Source organism: Spirillospora sp. CA-108201 (assembly GCF_050936235.1).
Taxonomy (GTDB): Bacteria; Actinomycetota; Actinomycetes; order Streptosporangiales; family Streptosporangiaceae; genus Spirillospora.
Genome location: NZ_JBNJNE010000001.1, coordinates 31765 through 47294 on the forward strand (window position 1 = coordinate 31765; position 15530 = coordinate 47294).

The window sequence follows — 15530 nt, forward strand, 5'->3', positions numbered from 1 at the left end:
AGGGAAGGGATGCGCCGCAGCAAAAGAGGGAGCCAATCCACGTGATCCCCGAGGACGTCCCCAAAAGCTCGGCCCGCGCGCAGGGGGCGTGGGGGACGGAGTCCCCCACATCGGGGGTCTGGGGGTCGCCCCCCAGGAAAGCGTTGCGGGCCACCGGGGAAGGCGCTCCGCGCCGACCAGGGTGGCCCGACTCGGGGGTCTGGGGGTCGCCCCTCAGGAAAGCGTTGCGGGCCACCGGGGAAGGCGCTCCGCGCCGACCAGGGTGGCCCGACTCGTGGGCGATACTGGGATTGAACCAGTGGCCTCTACCGTGTCAAGGTAGCGCTCTCCCACTGAGCTAATCGCCCTTGCGTGTGCTGCGAGGTGGAGACGGGATTTGAACCCGTGTACACGGCTTTGCAGGCCGTTGCCTCGCCTCTCGGCCACTCCACCAGAGCGAGGCCTGACGGGGCCTCTCAGAGCGGACGACGGGATTCGAACCCGCGACCCTCACCTTGGCAAGGTGATGCTCTACCAACTGAGCCACGTCCGCGTGCTGTTCCGGGGGGTCGCGCCCCCCGGGCTCGCACGAACAACTCTAGCGGAATCCTGGAGTGCTTGCGTACCGGTCGGTCGCGGAGTCGGTGAGCTCGGCGTGCAGGTTGTTCCAGAAGTCGAGCTCGCCGTCCTCTTCGAGGTGGGCGATGCGGCCCCAGAACTCGCGGTCCTCGGCCTCGTGGGCGGCGGCGAGCGAGAGGGCGGGCATCAGGGTCGTGCCGGCGTCCGCGGCGTCGAGGTCGGCGGGGGTGACGTCGGCGGGGAGGGCGACGGGGGTGGCGGGGCGGTGGTGCTTGCCGCGCTTGCGGACGCGGATGGGCGGGGACGTGGGGGCCTTCGCGGCGGCGGCGCGTCCGGCGGCGAGGGCCACGGTGCCGCACAGGACGAAGGCGAGGATGCCGCCGAGGACGACCTCCTGGGCGGGGACGTGCTCGGGGGCGGCGGCGGGGGCGTGCTGCTGCTCGTGGGTGCGCGTCGTGGCGGCGGGGTCGCCGACCTGGTCGACGGTGGGGGCGGGCGCGGCGTGCTTGGGGGTGTACTTGGCCTCGACCTTGATCTTCGACGGGTAGCCGAAGCCGACGACGGAGTCCATGTCGCGGGTCTTGCGCATGAGCTTGTAGCCGTCGGCGTTGCCCTCGATGGTGTGGAGCGTGTGGCCGTCGACCTTCTCGACGATGCCGACGTGGTCGATCTGGTCGATGTCGCCGGAGCCGTTCCAGTCGTAGAAGACGATGGCGCCGGGTTCGGGGTCGTGGCCCCAGGCGTCGTTCTTCTCGAACCATTTGGCATGGTCGACCGTGGAGGCGAACTGCCCGGCCTGGCCGGTGACCTCGGCCTTGTCGGCGGCCCAGGCGAGGAACATGTCGCACCAGGGCGCCGTCGAGAAGTACTCGTCGTGGTCGCCGTCGAGGTTCTTGCGGTACCACTCGCCGAACTTGGTGTAGCCGTCGCCCTTCTCGGTGTACCCGAGCTCCTTCGTGGCGATGTCGAGCAGCTTCTTGCCGATCGGGTCCATCTCGCTCCTGACGCGCCTCGCTCGTTCGGGCGAGGTGGCGCCCGACCCGGGGGACGGAACGCACCCCGGTCGAAGGTCACGTTCCGATCTCGATGGAATGTAGCCGAGGTAAACGGTGGGCGGCAACCGATTCCGCGGAAACGGTCAAAAGGGGCTACTCAGTAGTAGCCTCGCGGGAGGACGGTGACCGGACAGGGTGCGGCGCGCAGGACCTTGAGGGCCACCTCGCCCAGGAAGACGCGGTGAGCTGCGGCGTCCTCGCTGGACGCGCACACCAGCAGCTCGCCGTCGGGCCAGTCCACGTCCTCCAGCGCGTCCGCGACGTCGTCCCCCTCGGCCACGTCGGCGGTGACGTCCTCGGGGAGGAGGTCGGCGGAGTCCAGTGCGAGCCGGATGGCGAGGGCGAGGTCGTCACGGAGCGGTTCGGGGTTGACGTCGCCGATCGCCAGGGTGACCAGCCGGAGCGGCACCTCCAGGCGCTCGGCGGCCTGGGCGGCGCGGATGACCGCCTCGTCGCACTGCGGCCGCCGCACGTACATGACCGTGATCCGGGCCAGCTCGTCCGGCGGCCGGTGGCCGGACGGGGCGAGCATCACGGCCTCGGTCGCCGAGTGGAGCAGGTGGTCGGCCGCGGCGCCGACGCCGATCCGGCCGCGGGCGCCGCCCTCGGGGGAGCCGACCACGATCAGGTCGGCGCCGATCCGGCTGGCGAGCACGGTCAGGCCGCGCCCGACGCTGCGGCCCTCCTGGGCGAGCAGGTCCGCCGGCTCCCCGTCCAGGAGGTCGGCCACCTGCTCCAGCAGGGCGCGGGCCTCGCCGGCCGCGGCCGGCAGGTCCGGCGGATGGACGGTCGCGACGCTCAGCCGGCCGCCGGTCAGCGCGACGATCCCGCGGGCGAGGTCGAGTGCCTCCCGGCCGCCCGCGTCGGGGACGTACCCGGCGAGCACGTGTTCACCGATCATGTCCGAAGCATTCCCCCTGAGGGCCCGGACAGACCAGAGTGACCTTTGGGGTATTTTTGCCGGGTTGTCAGTTTTTGGGAGGATTGATGGGTGGCGAAGTGCCCGAGCTCGAAGCCGGCCGCTGGTCCATCGACCCGGTCCACTCCGAGATCACGTTCTCGGTCCGGCACCTGATGACGACGGTGCGCGGCTCGTTCCCGGACTTCGAGGGCGAAGTGGTGATCGGGGAGGACCCGCTCGACTCCACCGCCCGCGCGGAGATCCGGATGGGCTCGATCGACACCCGCAGCGCGGAGCGGGACGAGCACGTCCGCTCCGCCGACTTCCTCGACGTGCGCCGCCATCCGGTGATGAGCTTCGCCGCGACCGGTGTGGAACGTGCCAAAGTCGGCCGCCGCGCCCGCACCCCCCGCTACCACCTGTACGGCGATCTGACGATCAAGAACGTGACCCGCCCGGTCCGGCTGCTGGCCGAGTTCCACGGCGTCGGCTCCGACCCGTGGGGCGGCGTCCGCGCGGGCTTCACCGCGACCGCGACCATCAGCCGCCGCGACTTCGGCATCGAGTTCAACATCCCGCTGCAGGGCGACCGGGTCATGCTCGGCGACGAGATCGCGATCGCGCTGGAGATCCAGACCGTGTTCGCCGCCGCCGAGGCCCCCCGTCCGGGCGCCGAGGCGCCGCTCGACCGCTGATCGCCCGGCCCGGCCCGGCGCCGCGCCAGGGCCTGTTTCGAAGTGGTCCTCGGCCGTGCGCGCGAACGCGTGACCTGCCCGGTGGAGCGATGCCGGAGGCGAGCGGAACCGGGTAGATCGCGAAGCGACGCCGCGTTCGCCCCAGGCCCGGTCACGCAGCGAGCCGCTGGGCGAGCGGAGTGGGCCGGGACTCTGGAAACACAGCCTAGCCGCCCGCGCGGGAGGCGCGGGTCAGGCCGAGCAGGTCGCGGGCGGGGCCGGCGGGGCGCTGGCCGGCCGGCCACACCGCGCGCAGCGGGCGCGCTAGGTCCAGCTCGGGAACGGGCACGCAGACCAGGCGCCCGGCGGCCACCTCGTCGGCGACGGCCAGATCGCTCACCACGACCGGGCCGGCGCCGGAGACCGCCGCCGCCTTGAGCGCGGTGGTGGACGCGAGCTGCAGGAGCGGCGCCGCCGTCCCGCCGTGCGCGGCCAGCGCCCGGTCCAGGACCTCGCGCGTCCCCGACCCCTCCTCGCGCAGGACGAGCGGCGTCCGCGCCAGCTCGGCGGCCGGGACCCCGGAGCGCCGCCGCGCCCAGGGGTGCCGCGGGCCGACCACGACGACGAGCCGGTCGGTGGCGACGACGGTGCCGTGCAGCCCGGCCGGCGTGCGCGCCCCCTCCACGAACCCGAGGTCCGCGCCGCCGCCGCGCACCTGCTCGGCGACCACGGTCGAGTTGGCCGTGCGCAGGGTCACCGCGACGCCCGGGCGGACGGTCTTGAGCGTCACCAGCCAGCCCGGCATCAGGTACTCGGCGACCGTGAGGCTCGCCACGACGCGCAGCCGCCCGTCGCGCCGCTCGCGCAGCGCGTCCAGACCGGCGTCGAGCGCCTCCGCCGCCGCGACCACCTGCCGGGCCCACTCGGCGACCAGCGCGCCCTCCTCGGTGGGACGGGAGCCGCGCGGCGACCGTTCGAGCAGCGCCACGCCGATCAGCCGCTCCATCGAGCGGATCCGGGCGCTGGCGGCGGGCTGGGTGACGCCGAACTCGGCCGCCGCGCGCCCGACGCTGCCCAGCCGGACGACGGCGAGCAGCAGTTCGAGGGCGCCGAGGTCGGGGACGCGGTGCGAGACGGCCATGACCGCGATTCTACGGACCCATAGGACCGATTTATGACCTCATAGGGTCATGACCTCTACTGATGAGGGTGAACGCGGTGGAGGCTGGACGCCATGAGCCTCCCCACCCCGAACCGCGCCCTGCTGGGCGCGCTCGACCGCCCCACCGAGGTGTTCCGGCACCTCGGCCCCAACTGGTACGCGGCCGTGATGGGCACGTCGATCGTCGCGAACGGGGCGAACGCTCTGCCGGTGGACGTCCCGGGCCTGCACGCCTTCGCGGTGGCCGTCTGGGCGGGCTCGCTGCTCATGCTCCTCGCGCTCATGGCGGCGCGCGCCGTCCACTTCGCCCGGCACGCGGACGTGGCGCGGTCCCAGCTCCTGGACAACCCCGCCACGGCTGTGTTCTACGGCTGCCCGCCGATGGCGATGCTCGCCGTCGGCTACGGGACGCTCATGCTCGGCCCCGAGGTGCTCGGCGCCCGGACGGCGGTCGCCCTGGACGCCGTCCTCTGGACGCTCGGGACGCTCTACGCCGTGCTGGCCGCCGCCGGCGTCCCCTACCTCATGATCACCCGGCACAGGCCGGGACCGGCGAACCCGACCTGGCTGCTGCCCGTCGTCGCCCCCATGGTCGCCGCGGCGCTCGGGCCCGCGCTCGTCCCGCACCTGCCGGAGGGGCAGGCCCGCGCCACGCTGCTGTTCGGCTGCTACGGCCTGTTCGGCGCGAGCCTGCTGGCCACGCTGGTCCTGCTGCCCGGCATCTGGGCGCGGCTGGCAGGCGGCCCCCCGTCGCCGGTCGCCCTCACCCCGACGCTGTTCCTCGTGCTCGGGCCGCTCGGGCAGTCCACCACGGCCGTCGTGCAGATGGCGAACGCGGCGGGGCAGGCCGCGCCCGGATACGCGGCGGCGATGCGCGCGTTCGCCGTCCTCTACGGCGCGCCGGTGATGGGCTTCGCGCTGCTCTGGCTGGCCATCGCGGCGACCGCGAACCTGCGGGCGCTGCGCGGCGGCATGCCGTTCGCGATGACGTGGTGGGCGTTCACCTTCCCGGTCGGGACGTGCGTGACCGGCGCGTCGGGCCTGGCGCGGATCACCGGCCTGGACGCGCTGACCGACGTGGCCGTGCTCCTCTACGTCCTCCTCGTCACGGCCTGGGCGGTCGCCGGCGTCCAGACGGTACGGGGCGCGCTCAGCGGGCGCCTCTTCCTGCCCGCCGTGCCGCGTCCGGCGCCGCTGAGGCCGCTCCCCGCCGCCTAGCCCCGCCGCCTGGCTCCGGCCCTCAAGGCGCCCTCGCCCCCCGGCAGGAATACTCGCCGGGGGGCCGGGGTTCGGTAGGATAATTGAACGTTCTACTATCTGGAGGCCGGCATGCAGTTCGGGATCTTCACGGTCGGCGACGTCACCCCCGACCCGACCGACGGGCGCGTCCCGACCGAGGCCGAGCGGATCAAGGCCATGGTGGCGATCGCGCTCAAGGCCGAGGAGGCCGGGCTGGACGTCTTCGCGACCGGTGAGCACCACAACCCCCCGTTCGTGCCGTCCTCCCCGACGACGATGCTCGGCTACATCGCGGCGCGCACCGAGCGGCTGATCCTGTCCACCGCGACCACGCTGATCACCACGAACGACCCGGTGAAGATCGCCGAGGACTTCGCGATGCTCCAGCACCTCGCCGACGGCCGGGTGGACCTGATGATGGGGCGCGGCAACACCGGGCCCGTCTATCCCTGGTTCGGCAAGGACATCCGCGACGGCATCCCGCTCGCCATCGAGAACTACCACCTCCTCCACCGGCTGTGGCGCGAGGACGTCGTCGACTGGGAGGGCAAGCACCGCACGCCGCTCCAGTCGTTCACCTCGACGCCGCGGCCCCTGGACGGCGTCCCGCCGTTCGTCTGGCACGGCTCGATCCGCAGCCCGGAGATCGCCGAGCAGGCGGCCTTCTACGGCGACGGCTTCTTCGCCAACCACATCTTCTGGCCGACGGACCACTTCCAGCGCCTGATCGGCCTGTACCGGCGGCGCTACGAGCACTACGGTCACGGCTCGGCCGACCAGGCGATCGTCGGCCTCGGCGGGCAGGTGTTCATGCGCAGGAACTCCCAGGACGCCGTCCGCGAGTTCCGCCCGTACTTCGACAACGCGCCGGTCTACGGCCACGGGCCCTCGCTGGAGGAGTTCACCGCGGAGACGCCCCTCACGGTCGGCAGCCCGCAGCAGGTCATCGACAGGACGCTGACGTTCCGCGACCACTTCGGCGACTACCAGCGCCAGCTGTTCCTCATGGACCACGCGGGGCTGCCGCTGAAGACCGTCCTGGAGCAGATCGACATGCTGGGGGAGGAGGTCGTGCCCGTGCTGCGCAAGGAGTTCGAGTCGCTGCGCCCGGCGCACGTCCCGGCGACCGCCCCGACCCACGCGTCCCGTCTCGCCGAGGGGGTTCGATGACCTCCCTCGCCGTCGTCTCCGCCGGGCTGGGCCGGCCCTCGTCCACCCGGCTCCTGGCCGACCGGCTCGCCGAGGCCGCCGCTGAGGCCCTCCAGGGGGACGCGACCGTCGAGACGATCGAGCTGCGCGACCACGCGCACGCCATGGTCGACGCGACCCTGACCGGCTTCTCCTCCGGGGCGTTCCGCGCCGCCGCCGAGACGGTGGCGAACGCCGACGGCCTCATCGCCGTGACGCCGGTCTTCAACGCGTCCTACAGCGGGCTGTTCAAGACGTTCTTCGACGTTCTGGAGCGAGGCTCCCTGGACGGCACGCCGGTGCTGCTCGGCGCGACCGGCGGCACCGCCCGGCACTCCCTGGCGATCGATTACGCGATGCGGCCCCTGTTCGCCTATCTCCGCGCTAGCGTCGTCCCGACCGGCGTCTACGCCGCGTCCGAGGACTGGGGGAGCGCCGAGACCGCCCTGCCCGAGCGGGTCGACCGCGCCGGCGCCGAACTGGCCGCCCTGATGGGGGCCCGGCGGGCCCCGGCGAAGGACGATCCGTACGAGGCGCCCGTGCCGTTCGAGCGGCTTCTCGCGGGACACTGAACTTGAGATTTGGCTTATATAAGCCAAGCCTGTAACTTGGGTTACGTGCACGCATTCGATGTCGTGGGCGACCCCGTCCGGCGCCGGATCCTCGAGCTGCTCGCCGCCGGCGAGCGCTCGTCCGGCGAGGTCACGGACGTCGTCCGGAAGGAGTTCGGGATCTCCCAGCCCGCCGTGTCGCAGCACCTCAGGGTGCTGCGCGAGAACGGATTCGCCGTCGTGCGGGCGGAGCGGACGCGCCGGCTCTACGCTGTCGACCCAGCACCTCTGCAGGAGATCGACGCGTGGCTCGAACGCTTCCGCCGGTCCTGGACGCCGCGTCTGGACGCCCTGGCGACCGAGATCGCCCGTGGGAAGCGCGCACACCGCACGCATCACGACGACCCAGGGAGCGAGACATGATCGAAGTCACCGGCCACATCAACGCCGTCACCCGCACGGTGGGCGAGAAGGCGGTGGAGTCCGGCACCGCGAGGACCGCGACGATCAGCAGGGTCTACGACACCGGCGTCGACGACCTGTGGAACGCCGTCACCGACCCCGAGCGGATCTCCCGCTGGTTCCTGCCGGTCTCCGGCGACCTGCGGCTCGGCGGCCGCTACCAGCTGGAGGGCAACGCCAGCGGGACGATCGAGCGCTGCGACCCGCCGAAGGGGTTCGCGGCGACGTGGGAGTTCGCCGGCCAGACCACCTGGATCGAGGTCCGGCTGACCCCCGAGGCGGACGGCCGGACCCGGTTCGAGTTGGAGCACACCGCGCTCGTCGACCCCTCGCAGAACCAGTTCGGCCCGGGCGTCGTCGGCATCGGCTGGGACATGGGGCTCCTCGGCCTCACCATCCACCTGGAGTCCGACGCGGACGCCCGCAACAAGCTCGGCGACGACTGGGCCGCGTCCGAGGAGGGGCGCGAGTTCGCGCGGCAGGCCGGTGAGGGCTGGTACACCGCCGACGTCGCGGGCGGCGCCGACGAGGCCACGGCCCGCGCCGCGGCGGACTTCACCATCGCCGCCTACACCGGGGGGCAGTGACCTCCGGCGCCGAGCGCGCCCGGCGTCCGCCCCGCCTCACGCGGTGTCGTCGTTGAGACACGCCCCGGAGCCGTCTTCGGCCGCCGGCGGTGATCGGCGAGGCAGAATGGCGGGGTGGACGTCAGGGTCGGCGTCCGCGTCGAGGGGGTCGTGCAGGGCGTCGGGTTCCGGCCGTTCGTGCACGGTCTCGCGACCGGCCTCGGGCTGTCGGGGCTGGTCGGCAACGACGCGGGCGGCGTGTTCATCGAGGTCGAGGGCGCTCCCGACGAGGTCGGGCGCTTCCTGGACGGGCTGCGCACGCGCCCGCCCCGGCTCGCCCTCGTCGAGCGCGTCACCACGCGGGAACTGAGCGCCGAGGGGCGCGGCGGCTTCGCGATCGTCGGCAGCGACGCGTCGGGAGAGCGCCGGGCCCTCGTGTCATGGGACGCGGCGACCTGCGACGACTGCCTGCGCGAGATGCGCGACCCGGCGGACCGGCGCCACCGGTACCCGTTCATCAACTGCACCGGCTGCGGGCCGCGCTTCACGATCGTCACGGGCGTTCCCTACGACCGTCCGAACACGACGATGGCGGGCTTCGCGATGTGCGGCCCGTGCGCCGCCGAATACGCCGACCCGGCCGACCGCAGGTTCCACGCGCAGCCGGTGTGCTGCCCGGCCTGCGGCCCGTCCCTCACCCTGCGGCCCGGCGGCGGCGAGCCGCTGGACGCCGCGCGGGCGGTGCTCGCGAACGGCGCGGTCCTCGCGGTCAAGGGCCTCGGCGGCTACCACCTCGCGGCGCGGGCGGCGGACCGCGGCGCGGTCGCCGCGCTGCGCTCCCGCAAGCACCGCGAGGACAAGCCGTTCGCCGTGATGGTCCCCGACCTGGAGGCGGCCCGCGGCCTGTGCGAGCTCTCGGCGGCCGACGAGGAGCTGCTCACCGGGCCGCGCCGCCCGATCGTCCTGGCGCGGCGCCGGCCCGGCGCGGCCCTCGCGGACGCCGTCGCCCCGGGCAACCGGGCCGTCGGCCTCCTGCTGCCCTACACCCCGCTGCACCACCTGATCGTCACCGAACCCGTCGTCCTGACCAGCGGGAACGTCTCGGACGAGCCGATCGCCTACCGCGACGAGGACGCCCTGGAACGGCTCGCCGGCATCGCCGACGCCTTCCTCCTGCACGACCGGCCCATCCACACCCGGACCGACGACTCGGTGATGCGGACGTTCCGCGGCCGGCCGCTCCCCGTCCGCCGGTCCCGCGGCTACGCGCCGGAGCCGATCCCCGTCCCCGCCGGCCGGCCGGTGCTGGCGTGCGGCGCGGAGCTGAAGAACACGTTCTGCCTGGCCCGCGACGGCCGGGCGTTCGTCTCCCACCACGTCGGCGACCTGGAGAACCACGAGACGCTCCGCGCCTTCGAGGAGGGCGTCGGGCACTTCCGGCGCCTGTTCGACATCGCGCCCGAACTGATCGCCTACGACCCGCACCCGGAGTACCTGTCCACGAAGTACGCGCTCGACCAGGACCTGCCCGGGATCGCCGTCCAGCACCACCACGCGCACATCGCCTCCTGCCTGGCCGACAACGGCGCGGAGGGCCCGGTGATCGGCGTCGCGTTCGACGGCACCGGCTACGGCGCCGACGGCACCCTGTGGGGCGGCGAGTTCCTGGTCGCCGACCTGCGCGGCTTCGAGCGCGCCGGGCATCTGGAACCCGTTCCGCTGCCCGGCGGCGCCGCCGCGATCCGCGAGCCGTGGCGCATGGCGGCGGCCTACGGGGTCCCGGACGATCTGCCGGTGGCCCGCCGCCCCGAATGGGCCGCGGTGACCGCCCTGGCCCGGCGCGGCGTCAACGCCCCGCCGACCTCCAGCATGGGCCGCCTCTTCGACGCGGTCGCCGCCGTCCTCGGCGTCCGCGACCGCGTCAACTACGAGGGGCAGGCGGCCGTGGAACTGGAGCAGCGCGCCGACGCCACCGAGACCGGTGCCTATCCTGCGGCCCTGAACGGCACGACCGGCTTCACGGTCGCGGGCGGCGAGTTCCTGGACGCGGTGGTGGCCGACCTCAGGGCGAACGTCCCCGTCCCGACGATCGCCGCGCGCTTCCACAACGGCGTCGCGGCGCTCGTCGTCGACGCGGCCTCCCGCATCAGGTCGGAGACGGGCATCGGCACGGTCGCGCTCTCCGGCGGCGTGTTCCAGAACATGCTCCTGCTCGACCGCGCCGTCCGCGGCCTCGCCGGCGCGGGTTTCGACGTGCTGACGCACCACCGCGTCCCTCCCAACGACGGCGGCATCAGCCTCGGCCAGGCGGCCGTCGCCACCGCCCTCGGCTGATCCCGGGCCGCCCCGGCCGGATCCGGCAGCGCGGCCGCGGGCACCGGCGGCCGCTCCCGGACGGACCGTGCCCACCAGGCGCGCGGCATCGCAGGCGCCCCGTGACGCCCCGGCGGAGCTCCGCGCTCGAAGCGAAACGGCGTCGCGGCGCCCGCCCGGAGGGCGTGATCATCGGATGGCGGACGAAGGGGACGAGGCCCGGCCGAGGCCATGGGTCGTGCGGCGATGGGCCGCCCCGGTGGCGCTGGCCGTGTCCGTCGCCGCCTCCGCCGGCGCGGTGCACCTGCCGGCGGACGGATCGGCGGCCACCGCCGCGCCGCCCGGCGAACGGCGCATGCCGCGCTTCATCGTCGCGGTGGGCACGTTCGGGAGTCCCTCCCAAGGGCGTGGCCCGGAGCCGTGGTTCCAGGGCAGGGCGGTCCAGCCGGGCGGGGGACGGCCTGTGGACTCGGTGCCCGCGCCGCGCTCGGCCGGCGCGGCGCGGTCGCTCATCGCGGGGCCGGGGGGAGGGTTCGTGTTGTCCACCTTCGACGAGAAGACGTGCACGACCCGTTTCCATCGGTTCCGCCTCACCTGCGGCCGGGTGAAGGATCTCGGGCCGCTCGTCAGCGCCGCCGTCCCGGCGCGCGTGGCCGGGCTCGCCATGAGCCCGGACGGCGAACGGCTCGCCTACGCGACGGCCCCCTGCGCGAAGGCCGCTCAGCCCCGGGCGTCGGTGACCGTCCTCGACCTCGGCTCGGGCCGGACACGAGCCTGGAGCGCGGCCGCCCCCTCCCTCGTCGGTGAGATCGTCTGGGCGGGCGACGGCCGCACGCTCGGCTGCCCGACGACTCCGCCGCGACCACCACGGCCGTGATGAACCCGGACGGGCGGACGGGCTACGGCGCGATGAAGAAGGCCCGCCCGGCGAGTTACGTCCTGTTCTCCTTCGCCGCCGGCAAGCCGATGAAGGTCACTCGGAGCATCGACCTGGAACCGAAGGTCGGGATGGTCCTGGGCCTGGCCACCGACCACGGCCCCCGCTACGCCTGCCTTGGAGGAGTCGACTCCTTCGGCAGGGCGACCGAGGGCCGCTTCACGGACGCCTTGGACAGGGTCGTGGGCTGCTCGGTCGCCTACGGCTACTGACCGTCGCCCCGGCGCCCGCCGTCCGGAGCGGTGTCAGAGGTTGCCCAGCACCCGGGTCGCGGTGATCTCTATGACGACGCGGTTCGGGTTCGGGCGCGGCGGCCTGTAGCGGGCGGTGTAGAGGTCCTCCGCGTGCGCGACGGAGGCCGGGTCGGTCCGCAGGACGGCGCGGCCCTCGACGGTCGACCAGCGGCGGCCGTCCACCTGCGTGACGGCGACGGGCAGGCCGGCCGGCCCGGCGGCGCGGACGTGGCGGGCCTTCGCCGAGGAGGCCGAGGTGATCACGCGGACGGCGCCGGCGTCCAGCGTCGCGCCGACGGGGACCGAGTGCGGGGTGCCGTCCGGGCGCGGGGTGACGAGGGTGCACAGGTGGCGCTCCCGCCAGAAGGCGATGAGGCGCTCGTCGGTCAGGTCCAGCCGGTGTCGTCCCTCCACCGGGTAACCCTATCCGCACTGGCCGGAAACGACGGGTTTATGATTAGTTAGCGGAAGAAACTATCTCAGACGGGGAGGGGGCGGCGTGCCGTCCAAGCACTATCCGTGGATCGCGCTGAGCAACACGACGCTGGGCATGCTGCTGGCCACGGTCAATTCCTCGATCGTGATCATCTCGCTGCCGGCGATCTTCCGCGGCATCCATCTGAACCCCCTCGAACCGGGCAATGTCAGCTACCTGCTCTGGATGCTGATGGGCTACATGCTCGTCTCGGCGGTGCTGGTGGTGACGCTCGGGCGGCTCGGGGACATCTTCGGGCGCGTCCGGATGTACAACGCCGGGTTCGCGGTCTTCACGGTCGGGACGCTGGTGCTGGCGCTGGACCCGCTGCACGGGGGCGCCGGTGCGCTCTGGCTCATCGGCTGGCGGGTGTTCCAGGGCATCGGCGGCGCCATGCTGATGGCGAACTCGGCCGCGATCCTCACCGACGCGTTCCCCGCCCACCGGCGCGGCATGGCGATGGGCGTCAACCAGGTCGCGGGCATCGCCGGGACGTTCATCGGCCTGGTCGCCGGCGGGCTGCTGAGCGAGATCAACTGGCGGCTGGTGTTCTTCGCCTCGGCGCCCATCGGGATCGTCGGAACGGTCTGGGCGTACCGGAGCCTGGTCGAGACCGCCAAGCGGGCGGTCGGCGCGAGGATCGACTGGCTCGGCAACGCGACGTTCGCGATCGGGCTGACCTCGCTGCTCGCCGCGATCACCTACGGGATCCAGCCCTACGGCGGGCACGACATGGGCTGGACGAACCCCTGGGTGCTCGCCGGGGTCATCGGCGGCCTCGCCGTCCTGGCGCTGTTCTGCTGGATCGAGACCCGGGTCGAGCAGCCGATGTTCCACCTGAGCCTGTTCCGCATCCGGGCGTTCGCGGCCGGAAACCTGGCCGGGCTGCTCGCCGCGATCTCCCGCGGCGGGATGCAGTTCATGCTGATCATCTGGCTGCAGGGCATCTGGCTGCCGCTGCACGGCTACGACTACGAGGACACCCCGCTGTGGGCGGGCATCTACCTGCTGCCGCTCACCGCCGGCTTCCTGGTCGCCGGGCCGATCTCGGGGCACCTGTCCGACCGGCACGGCGCCCGTGCCTTCGCCTCCGGCGGGCTGGTGCTGTCGGCGCTGGCGTTCGCCGGGCTGCTGGTGATCCCGACCGACTTCGGGTACACCACCTTCGCGCTGCTGATCTTCCTCAACGGGATCGGCTCCGGCCTGTTCGCCGCCCCCAACACCACCGCGATCATGAACTCGGTGCCGGCGGACCAGCGCGGTGTGGCCTCCGGGATGCGCGCCACCTTCATGAACGCCGGCATGGTGCTGTCCATCGGCGTGTTCTTCTCGCTGATGATCGCCGGACTGGCCGACACGCTGCCGAGGACGCTGACGCAGGGCCTGACCGATCACGGCGTCCCGGCCGGTCCGGCCGCGCAGGTGGGCGAGCTGCCGCCGGTCGGCACGCTGTTCGCCGCGTTCCTCGGCTACAACCCGATCCAGAACCTGCTGGCGCCGTTCCACGTGCTCGGCGGGCTCGCGCCGGACGACGTGGCCACGCTCACCGGCCGCTCGTACTTCCCGCACCTGATCTCCGAGCCGTTCCACCACGGCCTGGTCATCGTGTTCGGCCTGGCGATCGCGATGTCGCTGGTGGCGGCGCTGGTGTCGCTGCTGCGCGGGCGCCGGTACGTGCACGACGACGACGCCGCCGGAGAGCCCGCGCTGCAGAAGGCGGGCCGCGGCGCCGCCTGACCCGCCCCCACCGGACACCTCCGGCCGAAGGCCCCCGGCCGCCCCGCGCGGCCGGGGGCCTTCCGCCGTGCTGTTGACACTGTTCCGCAAACGTTTTCATAATCCGTGGCATGGGCGGCACAGGCTCCGGCGCGGGCGCGACCGGCCGTCATGGCGCCGCCTCCGGGTCGGGCGGCGCCCCCCCTCGATCCGTGCGGCGGCGAGCCTCGCCGGGGTTTCGCCCTCCACCGTGTCGCGCGCCCTGAACAACCCCGGGCTCGTCAACGCCGAGACCCGGCGGCGCGTGCTCGGATGCGCCGAACGGCTGGGCCGCCGGCCGAACCGGGCCGCGCAGTCGCCGGTCCTCGGGCGGACCCGCAACGTCGGGCTGATCGTCCCCGACATCGCCAACCCGTTCTTCGCGCCGTTCATCAAGGGCGTCGAGGCCCACTCGCGGGGCACCGAGTGCGCGGTGGTCCCGGCCGACACCGACGAGGACACCGCGACGGAGGTCCGGTTGGCCGAGGCCATGGTCGAGCGGGTGGACGGGCTGGTCCTGTGCGCCCGCGCATGACCGGGGCGCGGCTGCGCGCCGTCGCGGCCCCGTTCGTCGTCCTGGTGATGACGCCGTTCGTGGAGCAGATCGACGCGGACGTGGAGTCGGCGGTGCTGCTGGTCATCGCCCTGATGTTCGTCAACCCGACGCAGATCGTCGCGCAGGTGAGGGAGGCCCCGGCCGAATGAGCGCCGTCCGGTTCGACTACACGGGGGAGCGGGTGCTGGTCACCGGTGCGGCGGGGCTGATCGGCCGTGCGCTGGTGCGGCGGTTCGCCGGCGCGGGCGCCGCCGTGCTCGCCGTCGACGTGGACGCGGCGGGCCTCGCGGTCCACGACGGCGACCCTCGGGTGACGACGATGGCCGGCGACCTGGCCCGCGAGGACGTCGCCGACGCCGTCTTCGCCAGGGTCGCGCGGGACGGCGGCCTGGACGTGCTCGTCAACAACGCCGCGATGACCGGGGTCCGGACGCCGTTCGTCGACATCGACGCCGGCGTCTGGGACGCGGTGATCGCCGCCAACCTGCGCTCGGCGTACCTGCTGTCGGTGCGGGCGGTCCGCCGCTGGCGCGACGCCGGGCGCGGCGGGGCGATCGTCAGCCTGTCCTCGCCGGGCGGATCCCGCGCGCACGAGAACCAGAGCGCCTACGACGTGACCAAGGCGGGCATCGAGGCGCTCAGCCGGGCGATCGCCGTGGAGCTGGGCGGCCTCGGCATCCGCGCGAACTGCATCGCCCCCGCCAGCGTCGTCGGGGAGGTCCGGCCCGCCGCCGACCTCCCGGCCGGGCGCACCACCGCGCCGGAGGAGGTCGCGGACGCGGCGCTTTACCTGGCGTCCCCGGCGGCGGCGCAGCTCAACGGGCACGTCCTGCGAGTGGACGGCGGCCTGCACGCGCGGCTGCGGACCGGCCCGTCCGAGGAGCGGCGCGACTCCTGAGACGCTC

General features: G+C 73.6%; 17 protein-coding genes and 3 tRNA genes. 13 read left to right on the plus strand and 7 right to left on the minus strand.

Translation table 11 applies throughout. The annotated features are described in order from the left end of the window. Positions 1-275 precede the first annotated feature (275 nt). The 5 genes from ACQEU6_RS00185 to ACQEU6_RS00205 all read right to left on the minus strand — a co-directional run bounded on the left by ACQEU6_RS00185 (position 276) and on the right by ACQEU6_RS00205 (position 2514). Positions 276-347, minus strand: a tRNA-Val gene (locus ACQEU6_RS00185). Between the two features lie 14 nt (positions 348-361). Then, positions 362-432, minus strand: a tRNA-Cys gene (locus ACQEU6_RS00190). Positions 433-459: 27 nt separating this feature from the next. Then, a tRNA-Gly gene (locus ACQEU6_RS00195) sits at positions 460-532 on the minus strand. Positions 533-577: 45 nt separating this feature from the next. Next, positions 578-1552, minus strand: a complete 975-nt coding sequence (locus tag ACQEU6_RS00200) for a CHAP domain-containing protein (RefSeq protein WP_499328374.1) — start codon at positions 1550-1552, stop codon at positions 578-580. Positions 1553-1710: 158 nt separating this feature from the next. Continuing rightward, positions 1711-2514, minus strand: a complete 804-nt coding sequence (locus ACQEU6_RS00205; protein ID WP_499328376.1) for a universal stress protein — start codon at positions 2512-2514, stop codon at positions 1711-1713. A gap of 86 nt (positions 2515-2600) precedes the next feature. On the opposite strand from ACQEU6_RS00205, the gene ACQEU6_RS00210 reads away from it, so the two are divergent. Further along, entirely contained in the window at positions 2601-3209 is a 609-nt protein-coding gene (locus ACQEU6_RS00210; RefSeq protein WP_499328378.1) for a YceI family protein, read from the plus strand. Between the two features lie 205 nt (positions 3210-3414). Here the strand turns inward: ACQEU6_RS00210 and ACQEU6_RS00215 are convergent, their stop codons facing one another. After that, positions 3415-4329 (minus strand): LysR family transcriptional regulator, encoded by a 915-nt coding sequence (locus ACQEU6_RS00215; protein ID WP_499328380.1) that lies wholly within the window; start codon positions 4327-4329, stop codon positions 3415-3417. A gap of 93 nt (positions 4330-4422) precedes the next feature. Here ACQEU6_RS00215 and ACQEU6_RS00220 point away from each other — a divergent pair, with 93 nt between their 5' ends. The 8 genes from ACQEU6_RS00220 (at position 4423) to ACQEU6_RS00255 (ending at position 11818) form a co-directional block, all read left to right on the plus strand. Then, entirely contained in the window at positions 4423-5568 is a 1146-nt protein-coding gene (locus ACQEU6_RS00220; protein WP_499328382.1) for a TDT family transporter, read from the plus strand. Positions 5569-5679: 111 nt separating this feature from the next. Then, positions 5680-6759 (plus strand): LLM class flavin-dependent oxidoreductase, encoded by a 1080-nt coding sequence (locus tag ACQEU6_RS00225; RefSeq protein WP_499328384.1) that lies wholly within the window; start codon positions 5680-5682, stop codon positions 6757-6759. Next, the gene (locus ACQEU6_RS00230; protein ID WP_499328386.1) at positions 6756-7349 is read left to right on the plus strand and encodes a CE1759 family FMN reductase; all 594 of its coding nucleotides are present in this window, start codon (positions 6756-6758) and stop codon (positions 7347-7349) included. Before ACQEU6_RS00225 ends, ACQEU6_RS00230 begins: the two co-directional genes overlap by 4 nt. 45 nt (positions 7350-7394) lie before the next feature. Further along, the gene (locus ACQEU6_RS00235; protein ID WP_499328387.1) at positions 7395-7751 is read left to right on the plus strand and encodes an ArsR/SmtB family transcription factor; all 357 of its coding nucleotides are present in this window, start codon (positions 7395-7397) and stop codon (positions 7749-7751) included. After that, entirely contained in the window at positions 7748-8377 is a 630-nt protein-coding gene (locus ACQEU6_RS00240) for an SRPBCC family protein (RefSeq protein WP_499328389.1), read from the plus strand. The genes ACQEU6_RS00235 and ACQEU6_RS00240 overlap by 4 nt, the downstream gene beginning before the upstream one ends. 114 nt (positions 8378-8491) lie before the next feature. Then, positions 8492-10690, plus strand: coding sequence for a carbamoyltransferase HypF (hypF, locus tag ACQEU6_RS00245; protein ID WP_499328391.1), 2199 nt, complete (start codon positions 8492-8494; stop codon positions 10688-10690). 175 nt (positions 10691-10865) lie between these two features. Continuing rightward, entirely contained in the window at positions 10866-11546 is a 681-nt protein-coding gene (locus tag ACQEU6_RS00250) for a hypothetical protein (protein WP_499328393.1), read from the plus strand. Next, positions 11546-11818, plus strand: a complete 273-nt coding sequence (locus ACQEU6_RS00255) for a hypothetical protein (RefSeq protein WP_499328395.1) — start codon at positions 11546-11548, stop codon at positions 11816-11818. The genes ACQEU6_RS00250 and ACQEU6_RS00255 overlap by 1 nt, the downstream gene beginning before the upstream one ends. A 33-nt stretch (positions 11819-11851) precedes the next feature. Here ACQEU6_RS00255 and ACQEU6_RS00260 read toward each other — a convergent pair whose 3' ends face one another. Continuing rightward, positions 11852-12253, minus strand: coding sequence for a pyridoxamine 5'-phosphate oxidase family protein (locus ACQEU6_RS00260; protein WP_499328397.1), 402 nt, complete (start codon positions 12251-12253; stop codon positions 11852-11854). An 85-nt stretch (positions 12254-12338) separates the two neighbouring features. Between ACQEU6_RS00260 and ACQEU6_RS00265 the strand changes: the two genes are divergently transcribed. The 4 genes from ACQEU6_RS00265 to ACQEU6_RS00280 all read left to right on the plus strand — a co-directional run bounded on the left by ACQEU6_RS00265 (position 12339) and on the right by ACQEU6_RS00280 (position 15523). Beyond that, positions 12339-14051, plus strand: coding sequence for an MFS transporter (locus ACQEU6_RS00265; protein ID WP_499328398.1), 1713 nt, complete (start codon positions 12339-12341; stop codon positions 14049-14051). A 67-nt stretch (positions 14052-14118) separates the two neighbouring features. Continuing rightward, a complete protein-coding gene (locus ACQEU6_RS00270) occupies positions 14119-14604 on the plus strand; it encodes a LacI family DNA-binding transcriptional regulator (protein ID WP_499328400.1) in 486 nt (161 codons plus the stop codon). Then, positions 14601-14774 (plus strand): hypothetical protein, encoded by a 174-nt coding sequence (locus ACQEU6_RS00275; protein WP_499328402.1) that lies wholly within the window; start codon positions 14601-14603, stop codon positions 14772-14774. Before ACQEU6_RS00270 ends, ACQEU6_RS00275 begins: the two co-directional genes overlap by 4 nt. Next, on the plus strand, positions 14771-15523 hold the full coding sequence (locus ACQEU6_RS00280) for an SDR family NAD(P)-dependent oxidoreductase (RefSeq protein WP_499328404.1): 753 nt from the start codon (positions 14771-14773) through the stop codon (positions 15521-15523). Before ACQEU6_RS00275 ends, ACQEU6_RS00280 begins: the two co-directional genes overlap by 4 nt. Positions 15524-15530: the final 7 nt, after the last annotated feature.

What these genes read in the sequence shown, in the direction of transcription:
- ACQEU6_RS00200 (WP_499328374.1), bottom strand. Translation starts at nt 1,552, where the DNA reads ATGGACCCGATCGGCAAGAAGCTGCTCGACATCGCCACGAAGGAGCTC.
- ACQEU6_RS00205 (WP_499328376.1), bottom strand. Translation starts at nt 2,514, where the DNA reads ATGATCGGTGAACACGTGCTCGCCGGGTACGTCCCCGACGCGGGCGGC.
- ACQEU6_RS00210 (WP_499328378.1), top strand. Translation starts at nt 2,601, where the DNA reads ATGGGTGGCGAAGTGCCCGAGCTCGAAGCCGGCCGCTGGTCCATCGAC.
- ACQEU6_RS00215 (WP_499328380.1), bottom strand. Translation starts at nt 4,329, where the DNA reads ATGGCCGTCTCGCACCGCGTCCCCGACCTCGGCGCCCTCGAACTGCTG.
- ACQEU6_RS00220 (WP_499328382.1), top strand. Translation starts at nt 4,423, where the DNA reads ATGAGCCTCCCCACCCCGAACCGCGCCCTGCTGGGCGCGCTCGACCGC.
- ACQEU6_RS00225 (WP_499328384.1), top strand. Translation starts at nt 5,680, where the DNA reads ATGCAGTTCGGGATCTTCACGGTCGGCGACGTCACCCCCGACCCGACC.
- ACQEU6_RS00230 (WP_499328386.1), top strand. Translation starts at nt 6,756, where the DNA reads ATGACCTCCCTCGCCGTCGTCTCCGCCGGGCTGGGCCGGCCCTCGTCC.
- ACQEU6_RS00240 (WP_499328389.1), top strand. Translation starts at nt 7,748, where the DNA reads ATGATCGAAGTCACCGGCCACATCAACGCCGTCACCCGCACGGTGGGC.
- ACQEU6_RS00250 (WP_499328393.1), top strand. Translation starts at nt 10,866, where the DNA reads ATGGCGGACGAAGGGGACGAGGCCCGGCCGAGGCCATGGGTCGTGCGG.
- ACQEU6_RS00255 (WP_499328395.1), top strand. Translation starts at nt 11,546, where the DNA reads ATGAACCCGGACGGGCGGACGGGCTACGGCGCGATGAAGAAGGCCCGC.
- ACQEU6_RS00275 (WP_499328402.1), top strand. Translation starts at nt 14,601, where the DNA reads ATGACCGGGGCGCGGCTGCGCGCCGTCGCGGCCCCGTTCGTCGTCCTG.
- ACQEU6_RS00280 (WP_499328404.1), top strand. Translation starts at nt 14,771, where the DNA reads ATGAGCGCCGTCCGGTTCGACTACACGGGGGAGCGGGTGCTGGTCACC.